Origin of the sequence: Paraburkholderia ultramafica (assembly GCF_902859915.1) — a bacterium.
In the GTDB taxonomy this organism is placed as follows: Bacteria; Pseudomonadota; Gammaproteobacteria; order Burkholderiales; family Burkholderiaceae; genus Paraburkholderia; species Paraburkholderia ultramafica.
Map to the genome: position 1 here is coordinate 198,103 of NZ_CADIKK010000004.1, position 17,904 is coordinate 216,006.

Annotated in this window: 18 protein-coding genes; 11 read left to right on the top strand and 7 right to left on the bottom strand. The window is 63.7% G+C overall.

All coding sequences use genetic code 11. The features are described from left to right. Positions 1 to 33: 33 nt before the first annotated feature. The 5 genes from HV744_RS06165 (at position 34) to HV744_RS06185 (ending at position 4,805) form a co-directional block, all read left to right on the top strand. A complete protein-coding gene (locus HV744_RS06165; RefSeq protein ID WP_425497678.1) occupies positions 34 to 897 on the top strand; it encodes a carbon-nitrogen hydrolase family protein in 864 nt (287 codons plus the stop codon). A gap of 101 nt (positions 898 to 998) precedes the next feature. Further along, positions 999 to 2,465: a metalloprotease TldD gene (gene tldD, locus HV744_RS06170; RefSeq protein ID WP_175148648.1), complete on the top strand. Its 1,467-nt coding sequence runs from the start codon at positions 999 to 1,001 to the stop codon at positions 2,463 to 2,465. A gap of 405 nt (positions 2,466 to 2,870) precedes the next feature. Continuing rightward, on the top strand, positions 2,871 to 3,944 hold the full coding sequence (gene aroG / locus HV744_RS06175; protein WP_175148649.1) for a 3-deoxy-7-phosphoheptulonate synthase AroG: 1,074 nt from the start codon (positions 2,871 to 2,873) through the stop codon (positions 3,942 to 3,944). 186 nt (positions 3,945 to 4,130) lie between these two features. Next, positions 4,131 to 4,469, top strand: coding sequence for a type II toxin-antitoxin system RelE/ParE family toxin (locus tag HV744_RS06180; RefSeq protein ID WP_175148650.1), 339 nt, complete (start codon positions 4,131 to 4,133; stop codon positions 4,467 to 4,469). Positions 4,470 to 4,472: 3 nt separating this feature from the next. Next, the gene (locus HV744_RS06185) at positions 4,473 to 4,805 is read left to right on the top strand and encodes a helix-turn-helix domain-containing protein (protein ID WP_175148651.1); all 333 of its coding nucleotides are present in this window, start codon (positions 4,473 to 4,475) and stop codon (positions 4,803 to 4,805) included. A gap of 64 nt (positions 4,806 to 4,869) precedes the next feature. On the opposite strand, the gene HV744_RS06190 is transcribed toward HV744_RS06185, so the two are convergent. Beyond that, entirely contained in the window at positions 4,870 to 5,424 is a 555-nt protein-coding gene (locus tag HV744_RS06190) for a cob(I)yrinic acid a,c-diamide adenosyltransferase (protein ID WP_175148733.1), read from the bottom strand. A 464-nt stretch (positions 5,425 to 5,888) separates the two neighbouring features. Between HV744_RS06190 and HV744_RS06195 the strand changes: the two genes are divergently transcribed. The 6 genes from HV744_RS06195 (at position 5,889) to proC (ending at position 12,951) form a co-directional block, all read left to right on the top strand. Further along, entirely contained in the window at positions 5,889 to 7,304 is a 1,416-nt protein-coding gene (locus HV744_RS06195) for an FAD-linked oxidase C-terminal domain-containing protein (RefSeq protein ID WP_175148652.1), read from the top strand. Positions 7,305 to 7,392: 88 nt separating this feature from the next. Beyond that, positions 7,393 to 8,886 (top strand): FAD-linked oxidase C-terminal domain-containing protein, encoded by a 1,494-nt coding sequence (locus HV744_RS06200; RefSeq protein ID WP_175148653.1) that lies wholly within the window; start codon positions 7,393 to 7,395, stop codon positions 8,884 to 8,886. A gap of 139 nt (positions 8,887 to 9,025) precedes the next feature. Continuing rightward, positions 9,026 to 10,114, top strand: a complete 1,089-nt coding sequence (glcE, locus tag HV744_RS06205) for a glycolate oxidase subunit GlcE (protein WP_175148654.1) — start codon at positions 9,026 to 9,028, stop codon at positions 10,112 to 10,114. 8 nt (positions 10,115 to 10,122) lie between these two features. Beyond that, the gene (glcF, locus tag HV744_RS06210; protein WP_175148655.1) at positions 10,123 to 11,349 is read left to right on the top strand and encodes a glycolate oxidase subunit GlcF; all 1,227 of its coding nucleotides are present in this window, start codon (positions 10,123 to 10,125) and stop codon (positions 11,347 to 11,349) included. Positions 11,350 to 11,388: 39 nt separating this feature from the next. Continuing rightward, positions 11,389 to 12,087: a YggS family pyridoxal phosphate-dependent enzyme gene (locus tag HV744_RS06215; RefSeq protein ID WP_175148656.1), complete on the top strand. Its 699-nt coding sequence runs from the start codon at positions 11,389 to 11,391 to the stop codon at positions 12,085 to 12,087. Positions 12,088 to 12,135: 48 nt separating this feature from the next. Continuing rightward, on the top strand, positions 12,136 to 12,951 hold the full coding sequence (proC, locus tag HV744_RS06220) for a pyrroline-5-carboxylate reductase (RefSeq protein WP_175148657.1): 816 nt from the start codon (positions 12,136 to 12,138) through the stop codon (positions 12,949 to 12,951). Between the two features lie 74 nt (positions 12,952 to 13,025). On the opposite strand, the gene ubiA is transcribed toward proC, so the two are convergent. The 6 genes from ubiA to HV744_RS06250 form a co-directional block, all read right to left on the bottom strand. Beyond that, positions 13,026 to 13,889, bottom strand: coding sequence for a 4-hydroxybenzoate octaprenyltransferase (gene ubiA / locus HV744_RS06225; protein WP_175148658.1), 864 nt, complete (start codon positions 13,887 to 13,889; stop codon positions 13,026 to 13,028). Positions 13,890 to 14,111: 222 nt separating this feature from the next. Continuing rightward, positions 14,112 to 14,606: a Dps family protein gene (locus tag HV744_RS06230; RefSeq protein WP_175148659.1), complete on the bottom strand. Its 495-nt coding sequence runs from the start codon at positions 14,604 to 14,606 to the stop codon at positions 14,112 to 14,114. Positions 14,607 to 14,759: 153 nt separating this feature from the next. Next, positions 14,760 to 14,921, bottom strand: coding sequence for a hypothetical protein (locus tag HV744_RS06235; RefSeq protein ID WP_175148660.1), 162 nt, complete (start codon positions 14,919 to 14,921; stop codon positions 14,760 to 14,762). An 82-nt stretch (positions 14,922 to 15,003) separates the two neighbouring features. Then, a complete protein-coding gene (locus HV744_RS06240; protein ID WP_175148661.1) occupies positions 15,004 to 16,458 on the bottom strand; it encodes a catalase in 1,455 nt (484 codons plus the stop codon). 75 nt (positions 16,459 to 16,533) lie between these two features. Then, positions 16,534 to 16,674, bottom strand: coding sequence for a hypothetical protein (locus HV744_RS06245; protein WP_175148662.1), 141 nt, complete (start codon positions 16,672 to 16,674; stop codon positions 16,534 to 16,536). Between the two features lie 202 nt (positions 16,675 to 16,876). Beyond that, entirely contained in the window at positions 16,877 to 17,836 is a 960-nt protein-coding gene (locus HV744_RS06250; protein ID WP_175148663.1) for a LysR substrate-binding domain-containing protein, read from the bottom strand. Between the last annotated feature and the right edge of the window lie 68 nt (positions 17,837 to 17,904).

Consider the following 17,904-nt stretch of genomic DNA (forward strand, 5'->3'; position numbering starts at 1 on the left):
CCGCCGCCTTGCCGGGAGTTTTTCGAAACGCTCATGAGCGAAACACACGTCTCTTCATCTCCATCCGCCGCGGCGTCCAGCGGTTCTATGGCAAGCACCTTCCGGATCGCCGCGCTGCAGATGGTGAGCACGCCGGATCGCGAACGCAATCTGGCCGAAGCGCAACGCCTGATTGCCGAAGCCGCCGCCGACGGCGCGCAACTCGTGCTGCTGCCCGAATACTTCTGCTTCATGGGCTTCAAGGACACGGACAAGCTGGCCGTGCGCGAGCCCTATCAGGACGGCCCGATCCAGCGTTTTCTCGCCGATGCCGCCCGCCGCCACCAGATCTGGGTGATCGGCGGCACGCTGCCGATCACCGCGCCGGAGGCGTCGCGCGTGCTGAACACCACGCTGGTGTTCGACCCACAGGGCCACGAAGCCGCGCGCTACGACAAGATTCACCTGTTCAACTTCGAGAAGGGCGAAGAGTCGTTCGACGAGGCCCGCACCATCCGCCCCGGCGACGAGGTCCGCAGCTTCGAGGCGCCGTTCGGCCGCGTCGGCCTGTCGGTCTGCTACGATCTGCGCTTTCCGGAGTTGTACCGGCGCATGGGCGACTGCGCGCTGATCGTGGTGCCGTCCGCCTTCACTTACACCACCGGCCGCGCGCATTGGGAAATGCTGTTGCGCGCCCGGGCGGTCGAAAACCAGTGTTACGTGCTGGCCGCGGCGCAAGGCGGCAAACATGAAAATGGCCGCCGCACCTGGGGCCACAGCATGCTGATCGACCCGTGGGGCGAAGTCGTCGCGGTGCGCGATGAAGGCGCCGGCGTGGTTGCCGGCAATCTCGAGCGTGCGCGCATCGACGAAGTGCGACAGAGTCTGCCCGCCTGGCGTCATCGTGTGCTCAGCTGACTCATTTGCCAACCGCGCGACATTGAAACCGCGGCGCCCCTCACTCATCGAGTGACTCGGGCGCTAACCGAATCCTCCGTATCGAGCAGAACATACTTCGCATGAACATCATCGAACCCGGTATCCGTAATCTCGCCGCCGCCAAGGACATCCTCCTGACGCCCTACGGTCTCGACGAATCCCTGCTCACTCGCACGCTCGCCGAAATCTTCACGCATCGCATCGACTACGCGGACCTGTACTTCCAGGCAACCCGCAGCGAAGCGTGGAGTCTGGAAGAAGGCATCGTGAAGTCGGGCAGCTTCAGCATCGACCAGGGCGTCGGCGTGCGCGCCGTGTCGGGCGACCGCACCGCTTTCGCGTACTCGGACGACCTGTCGCCCGAAGCGATCCGCCAGGCGGCCATCGCCACCCGCGCGATCGCCAGGGCGGGCGGCGGCAAGCAGAAAATCAAGGTGGCGTCGTCGCTGACCGGCATTGCCGGGCGCGATCTGTACCTGCCGTCCGACCCGCTCCATTCGCTCGACGCCACCGCCAAGGTCAAGCTGCTCGAGCGTATCGAACAGATGGCGCGCGGCCGCGACCCGCGCATCCAGCAGGTGATGGCGGGCCTCGCCGGCGAATACGACGTGGTGCTGGTGGCGCGCAGCGACGGCGGCTTCGCGGCCGACATCCGGCCTCTGGTGCGCGTCTCGGTCACGGTGATCGCCGAGCAGAACGGCCGCCGCGAAATCGGCAGCGGCGGCGGCGGCGGGCGCTTCGACTACGGCTACTTCACCGACGAAGTGCTGTCGCGCTACGTCGACGACGCCGTGCATGCGGCGCTGGTGAACCTCGACGCGCGTCCGGCGCCGGCCGGCGCGATGACCGTCGTGCTCGGACCGGGCTGGCCCGGCGTGCTGCTGCACGAAGCGATCGGCCACGGCCTCGAAGGCGACTTCAACCGCAAGGGTTCGTCGGCCTTCGCGGGCCGGATCGGCGAGCAGGTTGCGGCCAAGGGCGTGACGGTGGTCGACGACGGCACGCTGCCGAACCGCCGCGGCTCGCTCAATATCGACGACGAAGGCAATCCGACCCAGTGCACGACGCTGATCGAGGACGGCATCCTGAAGGGCTACATCCAGGACACGCTGAACGCCCGTCTGATGAAGATGCCGGTCACCGGCAACGCGCGCCGCGAGTCGTACGCGGCGCTGCCGATGCCGCGCATGACCAACACGTACATGCTCAACGGCGACAAGGATCCGCAGGAAATCCTCGCGTCCGTGAAGCACGGCTTGTATGCGGTGAACTTCGGCGGCGGCCAGGTCGACATCACCAACGGCAAGTTCGTGTTCTCGGCCTCCGAGGCGTACATGATCGAAAACGGCAAGATCACGTACCCGGTCAAGGGCGCGACGCTGATCGGCAGCGGCCCGGAATCGCTCAAGTACGTCAGCATGATCGGCAACGACATGAAGCTCGATTCGGGCGTCGGCGTGTGCGGCAAGGAAGGTCAGAGCGTGCCGGTGGGCGTCGGTCAGCCGACGCTGCGGATCGACCGGATGACGGTCGGCGGCACTGCTTGAATTTGAAGAAAACGCATACTTCGTGCGCGCAACGCGCGAAGTATGCGGATTTTCCGCATTTTTGCACCCTGTGGCTTGTCAACCGAGCCTGTGCGGGTTATAAAGTCACTCACCCTTTTTGACCAGCGACCTCATTTCGCCATGTCCGCCAAGTTTTATTTTTACTTTTTTTGGTATCTCAGACCGCTGGCGGATCGAGAGGGGTGTTAGTGCACGCAGGACACCAAGAATTCCCGAAAAACCGCCAGCCAGCCTGGCGGTTTTTTTTCGCCCCACGCTTTTGAAACCACATTTGAAACTTTTGTCGTTGAAAACTTTTTGATTGTCGTCCGCTCTGGCATCGCTGCCTCATTACAGCCTTCGTTGCCCGCGCGAACACGCTACGAACCGATTCAGGAGAACATCATGCCCCCGCACAATACCGACGATGTCCGCATTCGCGAATTGAAAGAACTCACGCCGCCCGCTCACCTGATCCGCGAATTCGCCTGCGACGAGACGGTGTCCGATGTGATCTACAACTCGCGCACCGCGATGCATCGCATTCTGCACGGCATGGAAGACCGCCTGATCGTCATCATCGGGCCGTGCTCGATTCACGACACGAAGGCGGCGATGGAATACGCCGGACGCCTGATCGAGCAGCGCAAGCGCTTCGCCGGCGAGCTCGAAATCGTGATGCGCGTGTACTTCGAAAAGCCGCGCACGACGGTGGGCTGGAAGGGTCTCATCAACGATCCGCACATGGACAACAGCTTCAAGATCAACGAAGGCCTGCGCACCGCGCGCGAGCTGCTATTGCGCATCAACGAACTCGGCCTGCCAGCCGGCACCGAATACCTCGACATGATCAGCCCGCAATACATCGCCGACCTGATCTCGTGGGGCGCGATCGGCGCGCGCACCACCGAGTCGCAGGTGCACCGCGAACTCGCTTCGGGGCTGTCGTGCCCGGTCGGCTTCAAGAACGGCACGGACGGCAACGTCAAGATCGCCGTCGATGCGATCAAGGCCGCCTCGCAGCCGCACCATTTCCTGTCGGTCACCAAGGGCGGTCACTCGGCGATTGTGTCGACCGCCGGCAATGAGGACTGCCACATCATCCTGCGTGGCGGCAAGACGCCGAACTACGACGCGGACAGCGTCAACGCCGCCTGCGCGGATATCGGCAAGGCCGGTCTCGCGGCGCGTCTGATGATCGACGCGAGCCACGCGAACAGCTCGAAGAAGCACGAAAACCAGATTCCGGTGTGCGCGGACATCGGCCGCCAGATTGCTTCGGGCGACGAACGGATTGTCGGCGTGATGGTGGAATCGCACCTGGTGGCGGGCCGCCAGGATCTGCAGGAAGGCTGCACGCTGACCTACGGCCAGAGCATCACCGACGCATGTATCGGCTGGGACGAAAGCGTCGCCGTGCTGGAAGGCCTCGCCGAAGCCGTCAAGCAACGCCGCGTCGCGCGCGGCAGCGGCAACTAGAACGCTGCCTCGACTGCTCTGGCAGGTTCGTGGAAAGCCCGGCTCGTCGAGTCGGGCTTTTTGTTAGCCGAACGGACGAATGGTGCTTCATGAGCCGTCTCTGTACCGTAACAGCTCATCGCCAGGTCGCGTACGACTTGACCGGGTGGAACGTTACGTATAAGATTTTGTACATGGAAGGCGTCTATGGAGCAGGAAAAAGAAATTCGCTGGTTGGGGTCCAGCTATCGCGATTTACTCGCCTTTCCCGAAGAACCACGTCGTTGCGCAGGGTTTCAGCTCGGCAAGATCCAGGCAGGACTCGACCCTGACGACTGGAAACCGTTTGACTCGATTGGCGCTGGAACGCGCGAGATTCGCATCAGAGACGCTGACGGCACTTTTCGCGTGATGTATGTGACCAAATATGTTGAAGCGCTGTATGTGCTGCATTGCTTCCAGAAGAAAACGCAAAAGCTGGGGCCACACGACAGAAAGATTGCCGAGACGCGATACCGCGCCATCATTAATGATAGGAAAACTTAACAAATGACGATCGACACCAAAATTCGTCACGTGACAAAGCCCGGGGCAAATCTGTTCCTCGAACTGGGCTTTTCCGCCGACGAGGCGAAGCGCCTGCACGCCGCATCGCAAAAGCAGATCAACGACACGCGGCTGCTCAAGGAGCAGCTGATGACCGAACTCTCCAGCTGGATCGAACAACACCACCTGAAGCAGACCGAGGCCGCCGAAATTCTGATGGTGTCGCGCCCGCGCGTGTCCGACGTGGTCAACAAGAAAACCACCAAGTTCACCATCGACACACTGGTCGAAATGATGAGCCGGATCGGCAAGCCGGTCACGCTGGCCGTCGGCTAACGCGCGCGGCCATGTTGGCGCGTATGGCAAGCATGGCGCTGGCGCGCGCGATCCGCTTCGCGTTCTAGCCGGCGTTGCGATCGCGCTGCCACAGCACGTCGGTGCCACCGTCAGCGCGATTGAGCACGCGCGCGAGCACGAACAGCAGGTCGGATAGCCGGTTCACGTATTGACGCGGCGCCGCGTTGACCGGCTCATGTTCTCCCAACGCAACGATCGCCCGTTCGGCACGGCGGCAGACCGTGCGGCACACGTGCGCGAGCGCCGCCGAGCGCGAGCCGGCCGGCAGAATGAATTCCTTCAGCGGCGGCAATGCCGCGTTGTAATCGGCGAGCCAGTCGTCGAGCTGGGCGAGATGCCGGTCGGTAATCAGCGTGTGGCCGGGAATGCAGAGCTCACCGCCAAGATCGAACAGGTCATGCTGGATCGCGACCAGCGCGGCGCGCACCTCGTCTGGCAGCGTTTCGCACAACAGCACGCCGAGGTTCGAGTTGAGTTCGTCGACGTCGCCGATCGCGGCAATGCGCGCGCTGTCCTTGCGCACGCGACGGCCGTCGCCGAGGCCGGTGGTGCCGTCGTCACCCGTACGGGTGGCGATCTTGCTCAAGCGGTAGCCCATCATGTTTCCCTTGCATGCAGTGACGATGCAGCCACGCAACACGGCGTGGAACAACGCAAAATGGCCGCCGGTTGGCCACCGCGTTTATCCATATTGCGCGCATCGTGAAGTCGCCGCCATTATAGGAGCGGTAGCCGGCCTGGCGCCGGCCCACGGGCGATCGGCGTAAAATGAAACACATGCTGCAAACCAGCCCTGCCTAAAATATTGGCCACCAGCTTGCATGGGACCAGAGTAGGCGCTAAAGCGCCAACTCTAGCAACCATTTATATGGACCAGAGTAGGCGCTAAAGCGCCAACTCTAGCAACCATTTGTATGGGACCAGAGTAGGCGCTAAAGCGCCAACTTTAACAACCATTTGTATGGGACCAGAGTAGGCGCTAAAGCGCCAACTTTAACAACCATTTGTATGGGACCAGAGTAGGCGCTAAAGCGCCAACTCTGGTCGACACAGGAGACATGCGTGAACCATCCCGTGCCGCCGGCGCCGCTGCGCCGGCCGTTTCCCGCCGAACTGCTCGACGCGCTCAAAGCCGCATTCGGCGAGCGCGCCTCGGTTGCCGAAGCCGTACGCGCCCACCATGGCCGCGACGAATCGCCGTTCGATCCCCAACTGCCCGACGCCGTCGTGTTCGCGCGCACGACCGAAGATGTGCAAACCATCGTCAAACTCTGCGGCCAGTACGACGTGCCGATCATTCCGTACGGCAACGGTTCGTCGCTCGAAGGACATCTGCTGGCCGTGCAAGGCGGCGTGTCGATCGATCTGTCGGAAATGAACCGGGTGCTGTCGATCAACGCCGAAGACCTCACCGTCACCGTCGAGCCCGGCATCTCGCGCAAACAGCTGAACGAAGCGCTGCGCGACACCGGGCTGTTCTTCCCGATCGACCCCGGCGCGGACGCGAGCATCGGCGGCATGTCGGCCACGCGCGCGTCGGGCACCAACGCCGTGCGCTACGGCACGATGCGCGAGAACGTGCTCGGCTTGACTGTCGTTCTGGCCGACGGCCGCGTCATCAAAACCGGCACACGGGCACGCAAGTCGTCGGCGGGTTATGACTTGACGCGTCTGTTCGTCGGCTCGGAAGGCACGCTCGGCGTGATCACCGAAATCACCGTACGCCTTTACCCGCAACCGGAAGCGGTATCCGCCGCGGTATGCGCATTCCCGTCGATGGGCGATGCGGTGCGCGCGGTCATCGAAACGATCCAGATCGGCGTGCCGATCGCGCGCGTCGAATTCGTCGACTCGCTCGCGATCCGCTCGATCAACCGCCATTCGAATCTGACGCTGCGCGAAGCGCCCACGCTGTTCTTCGAATTCCACGGCACCGAGGCCGGTGTGAAAGAGCAGGCCGAACTGGTCCAGCAGATCGCCGCGCAGAATGCCGGCGAAGACTTCGAATGGGCAACCCGCCCGGAAGACCGCAGCCGTTTGTGGAACGCGCGTCACAACGCTTACTTCGCGATGCTGCAACTGAAGCCCGGCAGCCGCGCCGTCACGACCGACGTCTGCGTGCCGATCTCGCGCCTCGCCGAATGCGTGGTGGAAACGGAGCAGGATCTGCAAGCGTCGCCGCTGCCCTGCCCGATTGTCGGCCACGTCGGCGACGGCAACTTCCACGTTGCGATCCTCATCGACCCGGACAAGCCGGAAGAACTCGTCGAAGCCGAGCGTCTGAACCATCGCATCGTGCAACGCGCGCTGCGCATGGACGGCACCTGCACCGGCGAGCATGGCGTCGGCCTGCACAAGATCGGCTTCCTGCTCGAAGAACACGGCGACGTCGCCGTCGATACGATGCGCTCGATCAAGCACGCACTCGATCCGCGCAATCTGATGAACCCGGGCAAGATTTTCGCTTGGGCGACTTAAGGCGTTGTCCGGCGCGGCCGCGTTGCAACGGCAGCCGCGCCGGCTTCGAAACAAGAGCATGGGCGAAAAGCACGAGGAGACAAGTCACATGAACGCACCTGCTGAACTGACGGCTGAAGTACTCGCCCAGCGCCAGCGCGAAGTCGTGCAGGCGCTGATGGCGGTGTTGCCGACCCACTGTCTGTTGTATCGCGAGGAAGACACCGTCGCCTATGAATGCGACGGCCTCGCAGCCTACCGGCGTCTGCCGCTCGCGGTCGCGCTGCCGGAGACGGAATCGCAGGTGCAACGCATCGTGCAGATCTGTCATCGTCTCAATGTGCCGATCGTGCCGCGCGGCGCGGGCACCGGCCTATCCGGCGGCGCGATGCCGATCCGTCACGGCGTGGTGGTGTCGCTCGCGCGCTTCAGGAAGATCATCGAAGTCGACCCGTATGCGCGAACCGCCACGGTGCAACCGGGCGTGCGCAACCTGTCGATTTCCGACGCGGCGGCGCCGTATGGCCTGTACTACGCGCCGGACCCGTCGTCGCAGATTGCCTGCACGATCGGCGGCAACGTCTCCGAGAATTCCGGCGGCGTGCATTGCCTCAAGTACGGCCTCACCGTGCACAACGTGCTGCGCGTTCGCGCCGTGACGATGGAAGGCGAGGTCGTCGAATTCGGCTCGCTCGCGCCGGACGCGCCCGGCCTCGATCTGCTCGCGGTGCTGATCGGCAGCGAAGGCATGTTCGCCATCGTCACCGAAGTCACCGTCAAGCTGATCCCGAAGCCGCAAACGGCGCAGGTCATCATGGCCAGTTTCGACGACGTCGTGAAAGGCGGCGAAGCGGTCGCCGGCATCATCGCCGCGGGCATCATTCCGGCGGGCCTGGAGATGATGGACAAACCCGCCACGCGCGCGGTCGAGGAATTCGTCAACGCGGGCTACGACCTCGACGCGGCGGCGATCCTGCTGTGCGAATCGGACGGCACGCCCGAAGAAGTCGCCGACGAAATCGTGCGCATGACTGCGGTGCTGCGCGAACAGGGCGCCACACGCATCCAGATTTCCCGCTCGGAGGCCGAACGGCTGCGCTTCTGGTCCGGCCGCAAGAATGCGTTTCCGGCCGCCGGGCGCATTTCACCGGACTACTACTGCATGGACGGCACCGTGCCGCGCCGCAGTATCGGTCCGCTGCTCGCGCGCATCGAGACGATGGAAAAAACCTACGGCCTGCGCTGCATCAACGTCTTCCATGCCGGCGACGGCAACATGCACCCGCTGATCCTCTTCAACGGCAATGACCAGGACGAGTGGCACCGTGCCGAGGCGTTCGGCAGCGACATCCTCGAAACGTGCGTCGAACTCGGCGGCACGGTGACGGGCGAGCATGGCGTCGGCATCGAGAAGATCAATTCAATGTGCGTGCAGTTTTCACCCGAAGAGCGCGACACGTTCCACGCGGTCAAGCGAGCGTTCGACGCGCCCGGCCTGCTGAATCCCGACAAGGGCATTCCCACCCGAGCGCGCTGCGCCGAATACGGCAAGATGCACGTGCGCGGAGGCTTGCTGCCCCACCCCGAGCTACCGCGTTTCTAGCGTACGCACAGCGCATAGCCAGGCCGCTCCGGCGGCGTTTCCCGGTGCCCTACCCTGATTACCCGATGCGGGTCCGCTCCTGGTTGCCAGCGAGCCCCCGCCCGGTACAATCAAACGAAACACAACGAAGCAGGACACCATGGAAGAGGACGACATCGTCGCCGTATGGTCGGAACGCGTGCGTTCGGCCAGCGCCGAGGGACGCGCGTTGCGCATCCGTGGCGGCGGCACCAAAGACTGGTATGGTCAGACGCTGGAAGGTGAGATCCTCGACACGCGCGCTTATCGCGGCATCATTGCGTACGATCCGGCCGAGCTGGTGATCACCGCGCGGGCGGGCACGCCCCTGCTGGAAATCGAAGCCGCACTCGCCGATCACGATCAGATGCTCGCCTTCGAGCCGCCGCACTTCGGGCCGCAGGCGACCTTCGGCGGCTGCATCGCCGCCGGCATCGCCGGTCCGCGCCGCCCCGCCGCCGGCGCGGCACGCGACTTCGTGCTCGGCGCGGTCATCATGAACGGCCAGGGCCAGACGCTGCGTTTCGGCGGCCAGGTGGTGAAAAACGTCGCCGGTTACGACGTCTCGCGTTTGATGGCCGGCTCGCTCGGCACGCTCGGACTGATCCTCGAATTGTCGATCAAGGTGCTGCCGCTGCCGCAGGCCGAAGCCACCCTCAAGTTCGACATGAACGGCACCGACGCGGTCCGTAAGCTCAACGAATGGGGCGGCCGGCCGCTGCCGATTACCGCGAGCGCGTGGCGTCATGGCACGCTCGCGGTGCGCCTCGGTGGTGCCGAAGCCGCGGTCAAGGCGGCGCGTACGTCGCTCGGCGGCGAAGTCGTCGATGCGGTCGAAGCGGAACGTTTCTGGGCCGGCCTGCGCGAGCAGACCGATTCGTTCTTCGCGGCCATCCCGCCGAAAGCCGCACTCTGGCGTCTCGCGCTGCCGTCGATCACGGAGCCGCTGCAACTGCCCGGCGCGCAGCTGATGGAATGGGGCGGCGGCCAGCGCTGGTGGATCACCGACACCGACGCGCAAACCGTGCGCATCAGCGCGAAGCAGGCCGGCGGTCATGCGACGATCTTCCGCACCGGCCTCGGCTACGACCGCAGCGCCGGCGTGTTCACCCCGCTACCCGCACCGCTGATGAAAATCCACCGCGGCCTGAAAAGCGCCTTCGACCCGGCCCGCATCTTCAATCGCGGCCGTCTCTACTTCGACTTCTGAGTGACGCGATGCAAACCAACCTCGCGGACTTCATTCGCAATACGCCCGATGGCGACGAAGCCGACGCCATTCTGCGCAATTGCGTGCATTGCGGTTTCTGCACGGCCACCTGCCCGACCTACCAGTTGCTCGGCGACGAACTCGACGGCCCACGCGGGCGCATCTATCTGATCAAGCAGATGGTCGAAGGCGCGCCGGTCACGCGCAGCACCCAGGTTCACCTCGACCGCTGCCTGACCTGCCGCAACTGCGAAACGACCTGTCCGTCCGGCGTGCAATATGGCCGGCTGGTCGAAATCGGCCGCAAGCTCACCGAAGAAAAAGTCACGCGTCCGCTCAGTCAGCGGCTGCTGCGCCGGTTGCTCGCGAGCGCCGTGCCGAACAGCGCGATCTTCACGCCGGCCATGCGTATCGGCCAGCACTTCCGCCGGGTTCTGCCGAAGAAACTGCGCGACAAGGTGCCTGCGCGGCAACGTCCGCTCGAATGGCCGACCGCGAAACATCCGCGCAAGATGCTGATGCTGGCGGGTTGCGTGCAGCCGTCGATGATGCCGAACGTCAACATCGCGACCGCGCGGGTGCTCGATGCGCTCGGCGTCGAAACCTTGATCGCGCCCGACGCCGGCTGCTGCGGCGCGATCCGTCTGCATCTGGGCTACCACGACGAAGCGCTCGACGACCTGCGCGCCAACATCGACGCATGGTGGCCGTATGTCGAACAGGGCGCCGAGGCGATCGTGATGAACGCGTCCGGCTGCGGCGCGACGGTCAAGGAATACGCGCACCTGTTGCGCCACGATCCCGCGTATGCGGAGAAGGCGCGCCGCATCGTCGAATTGACGCGCGACATCGCGGAGATCCTGCCGGAGTTCGAGGAAGCGCTGACCACGGTCACGCGCCGCCGCTCGGTGCACACGGTCGCGTTTCATCCGCCCTGCACGCTGCAGCACGGTCAGCAGATACGCGGCAAGGTCGAACATCTGCTGAGCGCGCTCGGCGTCGAAGTGCGTCTGCCCGCCGACAGTCATCTTTGCTGCGGCTCGGCCGGCACTTACTCGCTGACGCAGCCCAAGCTCTCGTACGCGCTGCGCGATCAGAAACTCGAACGGCTGCAGGCGCAGGAGCCGCAGGTGATCGTGTCGGCGAACGTCGGCTGCATTGCGCATCTGCAAAGCGGCACGTCGACGCCGGTCGCGCATTGGATCGAATTGGTCGAGCACATGCTGTCCGTATAATCCGGTCATTGCCTCTAGCTGAATTGCCGGTTCCGATCCATGCCCGATCTGATTCACAACCTCGAAGCGGTGCGGCAGCGCATCGCCGCGGCCGCGCACGCGGCCGGACGCGACGCGCGTTCGGTCATGCTGCTCGCGGTCTCGAAGACCTTCCCCGCCGCCGACGTGCGCGCCGCGCACGCCGCCGGCCAGCGCGCGTTCGGCGAGAACTACGTGCAGGAAGCCATCAGCAAGATCGAGACGCTCGCCGATCTACGCGCATCGCTCGACTGGCATTTCATCGGCCCGTTGCAATCGAACAAGACGCGGCCGGTCGCCGAGCATTTCGACTGGGTGCATTCGGTCGATCGCCTGAAGATCGCGCAGCGGCTGTCGGAGCAGCGCCCTGAAAACCTGCCGCCGCTGAACGTGTGTCTGCAGGTCAACGTTAGCGGCGAGGCATCGAAAAGCGGCGTGAGCGTTGCCGAGGCGGTCGAAGTCGCGCGGGCAATCGCCGCGCTGCCGAAACTGAATCTGCGCGGGCTGATGTCGATTCCGGAACCGGCCGGCGACGTCGACGCGCAACGTGCGCCGCATCGCCAATTGCGCGAGTTGTTCGAGCGTTTGCGTGACGACGGGCTGGAACTCGATACGCTGTCGATGGGCATGTCGAGCGATCTCGAAGCGGCCGTGCTCGAAGGCGCGACAATCGTGCGAGTCGGCACCGCGATCTTCGGCGCGCGCGATTATTCCAACTGACCTTTCCGGGCCTCCGCGGGCTCTTCACCGAACCTCATTCGGAACATCATGAAAATTGCTTTTATCGGCGGCGGCAACATGGCCGCTGCGTTGATCGGCGGCCTCATCAAGCGTGGCGTGGCCCCTACTGACCTCTACGCGATCGATCCCAACGAAGAGGCGCGCAAGCGCAATGAGCAGCAATTCGGCATCCGCACCGGCGCGGCCGCGGACGGCGCGCTCGCCGCGTACGACGCCGTCGTGCTGGCGGTGAAACCGCAGATCCTGAAGAGCGTCGCCGAAGCGCTGGCGCCGCATCTGCAGGCGTCGCAACTGGCGATCAGCATCGTCGCCGGCATTCGCATGGGCGACATGTCGCGCTGGCTGAACGGCCACGGCCGCATCGTGCGCGTGATGCCGAATACGCCGGCGCTGATCGGCATGGGGGTGACGGGTCTTGTCGCGACCGGCAGCGTCGACGAAGCGGGCCGCGCGCTCGCGTCGCAGGTGCTCGGCGCGGTCGGCGCAACGGTCTGGTTCGACGACGAAGCGAAGATCGACGCCGTCACCGCGATCTCGGGCAGCGGACCGGCCTACGTGTTCTATTTCATCGAAGCGTTGCAGGAAGCCGCGCGCCAGCTCGGCATGGATGAAGCGCAAGGCCGCGCGCTGGCTGTCGCGACCTTCACCGGCGCGGCCCAGCTGGCGGCGAATTCCGACGAACCGCCGAGCGTGCTGCGCGAACGTGTGACGTCGAAGGGCGGCACGACCGCCGCGGCGCTGGCGTCGTTCGACGCAAGCGGCGTCAAGGACGCGATCGTGCGCGGTGCGCTCGCCGCCGATGCACGCGCGAAGGAAATGGGCGACGAGTTCGGCGAGCAGTAGACGCGTTTGCGCAGCGCGGGGCGGCGCCTACGGCAGAGAAAACGCCAAAGCAGCGCAAGCGCCGCGCGCAAGCATTAAAACGAAGCCACCGCGTAATGCGCGGCAATCCCGGCAAACAACGCGCCGCCCAGCCAGTTGTTATGCCGGAACGCGGCGAAGCACGCCATCCGCTCGCGGTTGCGGATCAGCGTGTAGTGATAGATCGCGCAGCCCACTGCCACCGCCCAACCCAGCCAGTACAGCACGCCGAAACCGAGCATCACGCCGATGCCGACATAAATCCCCAGCGTCACCGCATAGCACAGCATGATCGCGGCCACGTCGAAGCGGCCGAACGTCAACGCCGACGTGCGGATACCGATCTTGATGTCGTCGTCGCGATCGACCATCGCATATTCGGTGTCGTACGCAACCGACCAGAACACGTTAGCCAGCAGCATCACCCACGCGAGCATCGGCACGTGGTCCTGAATCGCGGCGAACGCCATCGGAATGCCGAAGCCGAACGCAATGCCGAGATAAGCCTGCGGGATCGCGAAGAAACGCTTGGTGAACGGATACGAACCGGCGACGAACAGCGCCGCCACCGAGAGTTCCTTGGTCAGCGTATTCAGCGGCAGGATCAGCAGAAATGCCAGCAGCGACAAACCGGCGGCCAGCACAACCGCCTCCCATGCCTTGATCTTGCCCGACGTGATCGGACGATTTTCGGTGCGCTTCACGTAGCGGTCGAAATCGCGGTCCGCATAGTCGTTGATCGCGCAGCCCGCCGAGCGCATCAGCACCGTGCCCACGGTGAAGATCACCAGCAAAGGCCAGGACGGATGACCGTCGGACGCGATCCACAGTGCGTTGAGCGTCGGCCACAGCAGCAGCAGGCTGCCGATCGGCTTGTCCATGCGGACGAGGCGCAGATACAGGGGAAGTCGGGCGAGCATGGGCGGATTCGGTGAAGTGCGAAGACGGTGCGGCTATTTTACGGGATGTGCGCGGCACGCAGTTTCCGCACGCGGACACGGCCCGAAAAGGTCGGCCTTCGGTGCGGCTCGCTCACCGTCACCGCAAAAAACAAAGCCTCCCGCACAGGGAGGCTTTGTTCTGATTCAGTGCAACGTCAGCGCCTGAACGAAGCGAGCCGCTCGACCAGCGGCAACCAATGCTTAAGCCAGCATCGAGCGCAGCATCCACGCGGTCTTTTCGTGCGTTTGAATGCGTTGCGTCAGCAGGTCGGCGGTCGGCTCGTCGTTCGCGGCTTCCGTCGACGGGAAAATCGCGCGTGCGGTACGCACCACGGCTTCCTGGCCTTCCACCAGCTGGCGGATCATTTCTTCCGCGGCCGGCACGCCGTCCGCTTCCGGAATCGACGACAGCTTCGCGAAATCCTTGTAGCTGCCCGGCGCATGCACGCCCAGCGCGCGAATCCGTTCAGCGATCGAATCGACCGCCAGCGCCAGTTCGTTGTATTGCGTTTCGAACATCAGGTGCAGCGTGTTGAACATCGGACCCGTGACGTTCCAGTGGAAGTTGTGGGTCTTCAGGTACAGCGTGTAGGTGTCGGCGAGCAAACGCGACAGACCTTCTGCGATCTTCTTGCGATCCTTGTCGCTGATTCCGATATTGACGTGCTGTACGGCTGCGGCTTCTTTCTTGGCCATGATGACTCCTTTGAAGAGTGATACGAACCGGTCGGCAAAGTGACGGCTTGCGGACGGCAAACTCGAAACATCGAACGCTCGACAGTTTAGCCTGGAAACCCGCTGCGTTCGCGTGACGCGGGGTCACTTGCCGCGTTGAAAGCCTGGCTGCAATCAGCGGCCCAGCGTGTGTTGCAACGCCTGCACGACGATCACCGCCAAGCCGCTCGTGACGATCGCGAAGCCGACTGCCTTGCGCAGCAAGAATGCCTGCTGCCGTTGCGCGCCGCGTGCGGCCGGCGAGCCGCCTATCGTGGCCATCATCATCTGGATCATGATCGTACTCCCGCGATTCGTATCGGTATCAGCGGGACGCAGATGCGCCCCGCTTTGCTGCATTGCTTCAACTGCTTGTTGCTTACTTCTTGCCGCCTTCAGCCAGTTCGGCCAGCGCGGCGATCACGCCTTGCGCATACGCCGGATCGGCGCGGCGGAAATGCTCGATCTGCCGTGCGACGATGTCCTGCGGCACACCGTTGATATGGCGCGCGATATTGCCGAACAGACGCTGACGCTGTGCCGTGTCGAACAGCGCGAACAGCATGCCCGGCTGCGTGTAGTAGTCCTCGTCCACGCGATGATCGTAGCGATCCACCGCACCCGCTGCGAGCGGCGGCTCCGACGCGTTCGGATCCTGCGCGAACTCGCCGAAACGGTTCGGCTCGTAGTTCACGTTGCCGCCGAGATTGCCATCCGTGCGCATCGCGCCGTCACGATGGAACGAATGCGGGTTCGGCACGCGCGACGCATTCACCGGAATCTGATGGTGATTGATGCCGAGGCGATAGCGCTGCGTGTCGCCGTACGAGAACAGCCGGCCTTGCAACAGACGGTCCGGCGAAAAGCCGATACCCGGCACCACGTTGGCCGGCGTGAACGCCGCCTGCTCCACATCCGCGAAATAGTTCGCCGCATTGCGGTTCAACTCGATCGTGCCGACGTCGATCAACGGATAGTCCTTCTGCGACCACACCTTCGTGATGTCGAAAGGATTGAAGCGATAGGTCGCCGCGTCCGCTTCCGGCATCACCTGAATCGCGAAGCGCCATTTCGGGAAGTTGCCCGCGTCGATGTTGCCGAGCAGATCGCGTTGCGCGCTTTCACGGTCCTGCGCGACCACTTGCGCGGCTTCGGCATCGGTGAAGTTTTCGATCCCCTGCATCGACTTGAAGTGGAACTTCACCCAGAAGCGCTCGTGGTTCGCGTTGATGAACGAGTACGTGTGCGAACCGAAGCCGTGCATCTGGCGGAAATTCTGCGGGATGCCGCGGTCGCTCATCAGAATCGTCACCTGATGCAGCGACTCCGGGTGACGCGACCAGAAATCCCACGCGGCAACGTTGCTGCGCATATTGGTGTACGGATCACGCTTTTGCGTGTGGATGAAGTCGGGAAACTTCAGCGGATCGCGGATGAAGAACACCGGCGTGTTGTTGCCGACCACGTCCCAGTTGCCCTCTTCCGTGTAGAACTTGATCGAGAAGCCGCGCACGTCGCGTTCCGCGTCGGCCGCGCCGCGCTCGCCGGCCACCGTCGAAAAGCGCATGAAGAGCGGCGTTTCCTTGCCGACTTCCGCGAATACCTTGGCCAACGTGTAGCGCGAGATGTCGTGCGTGACCTTCAGCGTGCCGAAGGCGCCCGAGCCTTTGGCGTGAACGCGGCGTTCGGGAATCACTTCGCGATCGAAGTGAGCGAGCTTTTCGAGCAGCCAGACGTCTTGCAGGACGACCGGGCCGCGCGTGCCGGCGGTCATCGAATTCTGGTTGTCGGCGACGGGTGCGCCGGCGGCATTGGTGAGCTTACGTTCGGACATGCGTAACTCCTGCGTGGTTTTTATCGAAATGGATGGAGAGAGAGGCGCGGCACACTGCTGCCGGAGATTGATGCGTTATGCGGACAAGGCCCGATCGACCAGCAAGGACAACGCGACGGTACGCATGCCCGGCGCCGGGGCGGTCGCGCGGCCAGCGGCGGCGCCGGCCAGTTGAGCGACGAGAGCCTGGATTTGCTGCGAGTTCGGTTGCGTCATGATGTCCTCCTGGTCTTATCGAATAAGAGATCGGGTGATCCATGGAGGAAACTATAACAACCCTATCAAACAAGCGTATTTGATTAATTCTATCTATTCAATAGGGCTTGCGACTTTCCCGCGCGGCGAGCGAGCGCCGGGGCGGCTGCCGACGGCGTACCGGTGTACGCCGAGCCGGCACGGATACAGAAGAGGTGGAGCGTTAGTTGACGGCGACCGGCAAATCGAGCTTCTTCACGCCCGGCAGATCGCAGGCGCTGATCGCCTCGCAAATGGCGTCGATCGCGGGCATCCGGGTGAAGCTCTTGCGCCACGCGAGCACGACGCGGCGATCCGGCACGGGTTCGTCGAACGCGACGTAGCTGAGCAGGCCCGCGTCGATGCCACCCGCGTTCGGCTTGACCTCATGCACGGACATGCGCGGCAGCACCGTAATCCCGACGCCGCTCGCGACCATATGGCGGATGGTCTCCAGCGACGATCCTTCAAAGGTCTTCTGGATGCCGTCCGCGTTCTGCGAGAAACGCATCAGTTCCGGGCACACGCCCAGCACATGGTCGCGGAAGCAGTGGCCGCTGCCGAGCAGCAGCATGGTTTCCTGCTTCAGATCGTCGGCATCGATTTTCGGGCGATTTTCCCACGCGTGGCCGGACGGCAGCGCGACGACGAACGGCTCGTCGTACATCGGACGCAGCATCAGACCCGTTTCGGGAAACGGCAGCGCCATGATGGCGACGTCGATTTCGCCCTGCTTGAGCAGTTCGATCAGCTTGAGCGTGTAGTTTTCCTGCAGCATCAACGGCATCTGCGGGACGCGCTTGATCATCTGTTTGACGAGCGTGGGCAGCAGATACGGCCCGATCGTATAGATCACGCCGAGGCGCAGCGGCCCGACCAGCGGGTCTTTGCCCTGTTTGGCGATTTCCTTGATCGCGAGCGTCTGTTCGAGCACGCGCTGCGCCTGCGTGACGATCTGTTCGCCGATCGGCGTGACGCTGACTTCGCTGGTGCCGCGCTCGAAAATCTGCACGTTCAGCTCGTCTTCGAGCTTCTTGATCGCCACCGACAGAGTCGGCTGGCTAACGAAACACGCTTCGGCGGCCCGGCCGAAGTGCCGCTCGCGGGCAACCGCAACGATGTATTTCAATTCGGTGAGCGTCATTCGGGGATCAATCAGTGCGGTGAATTCGATAGGCTCTAGTTATACACCTATAGGGTCGGTTCGCCAAC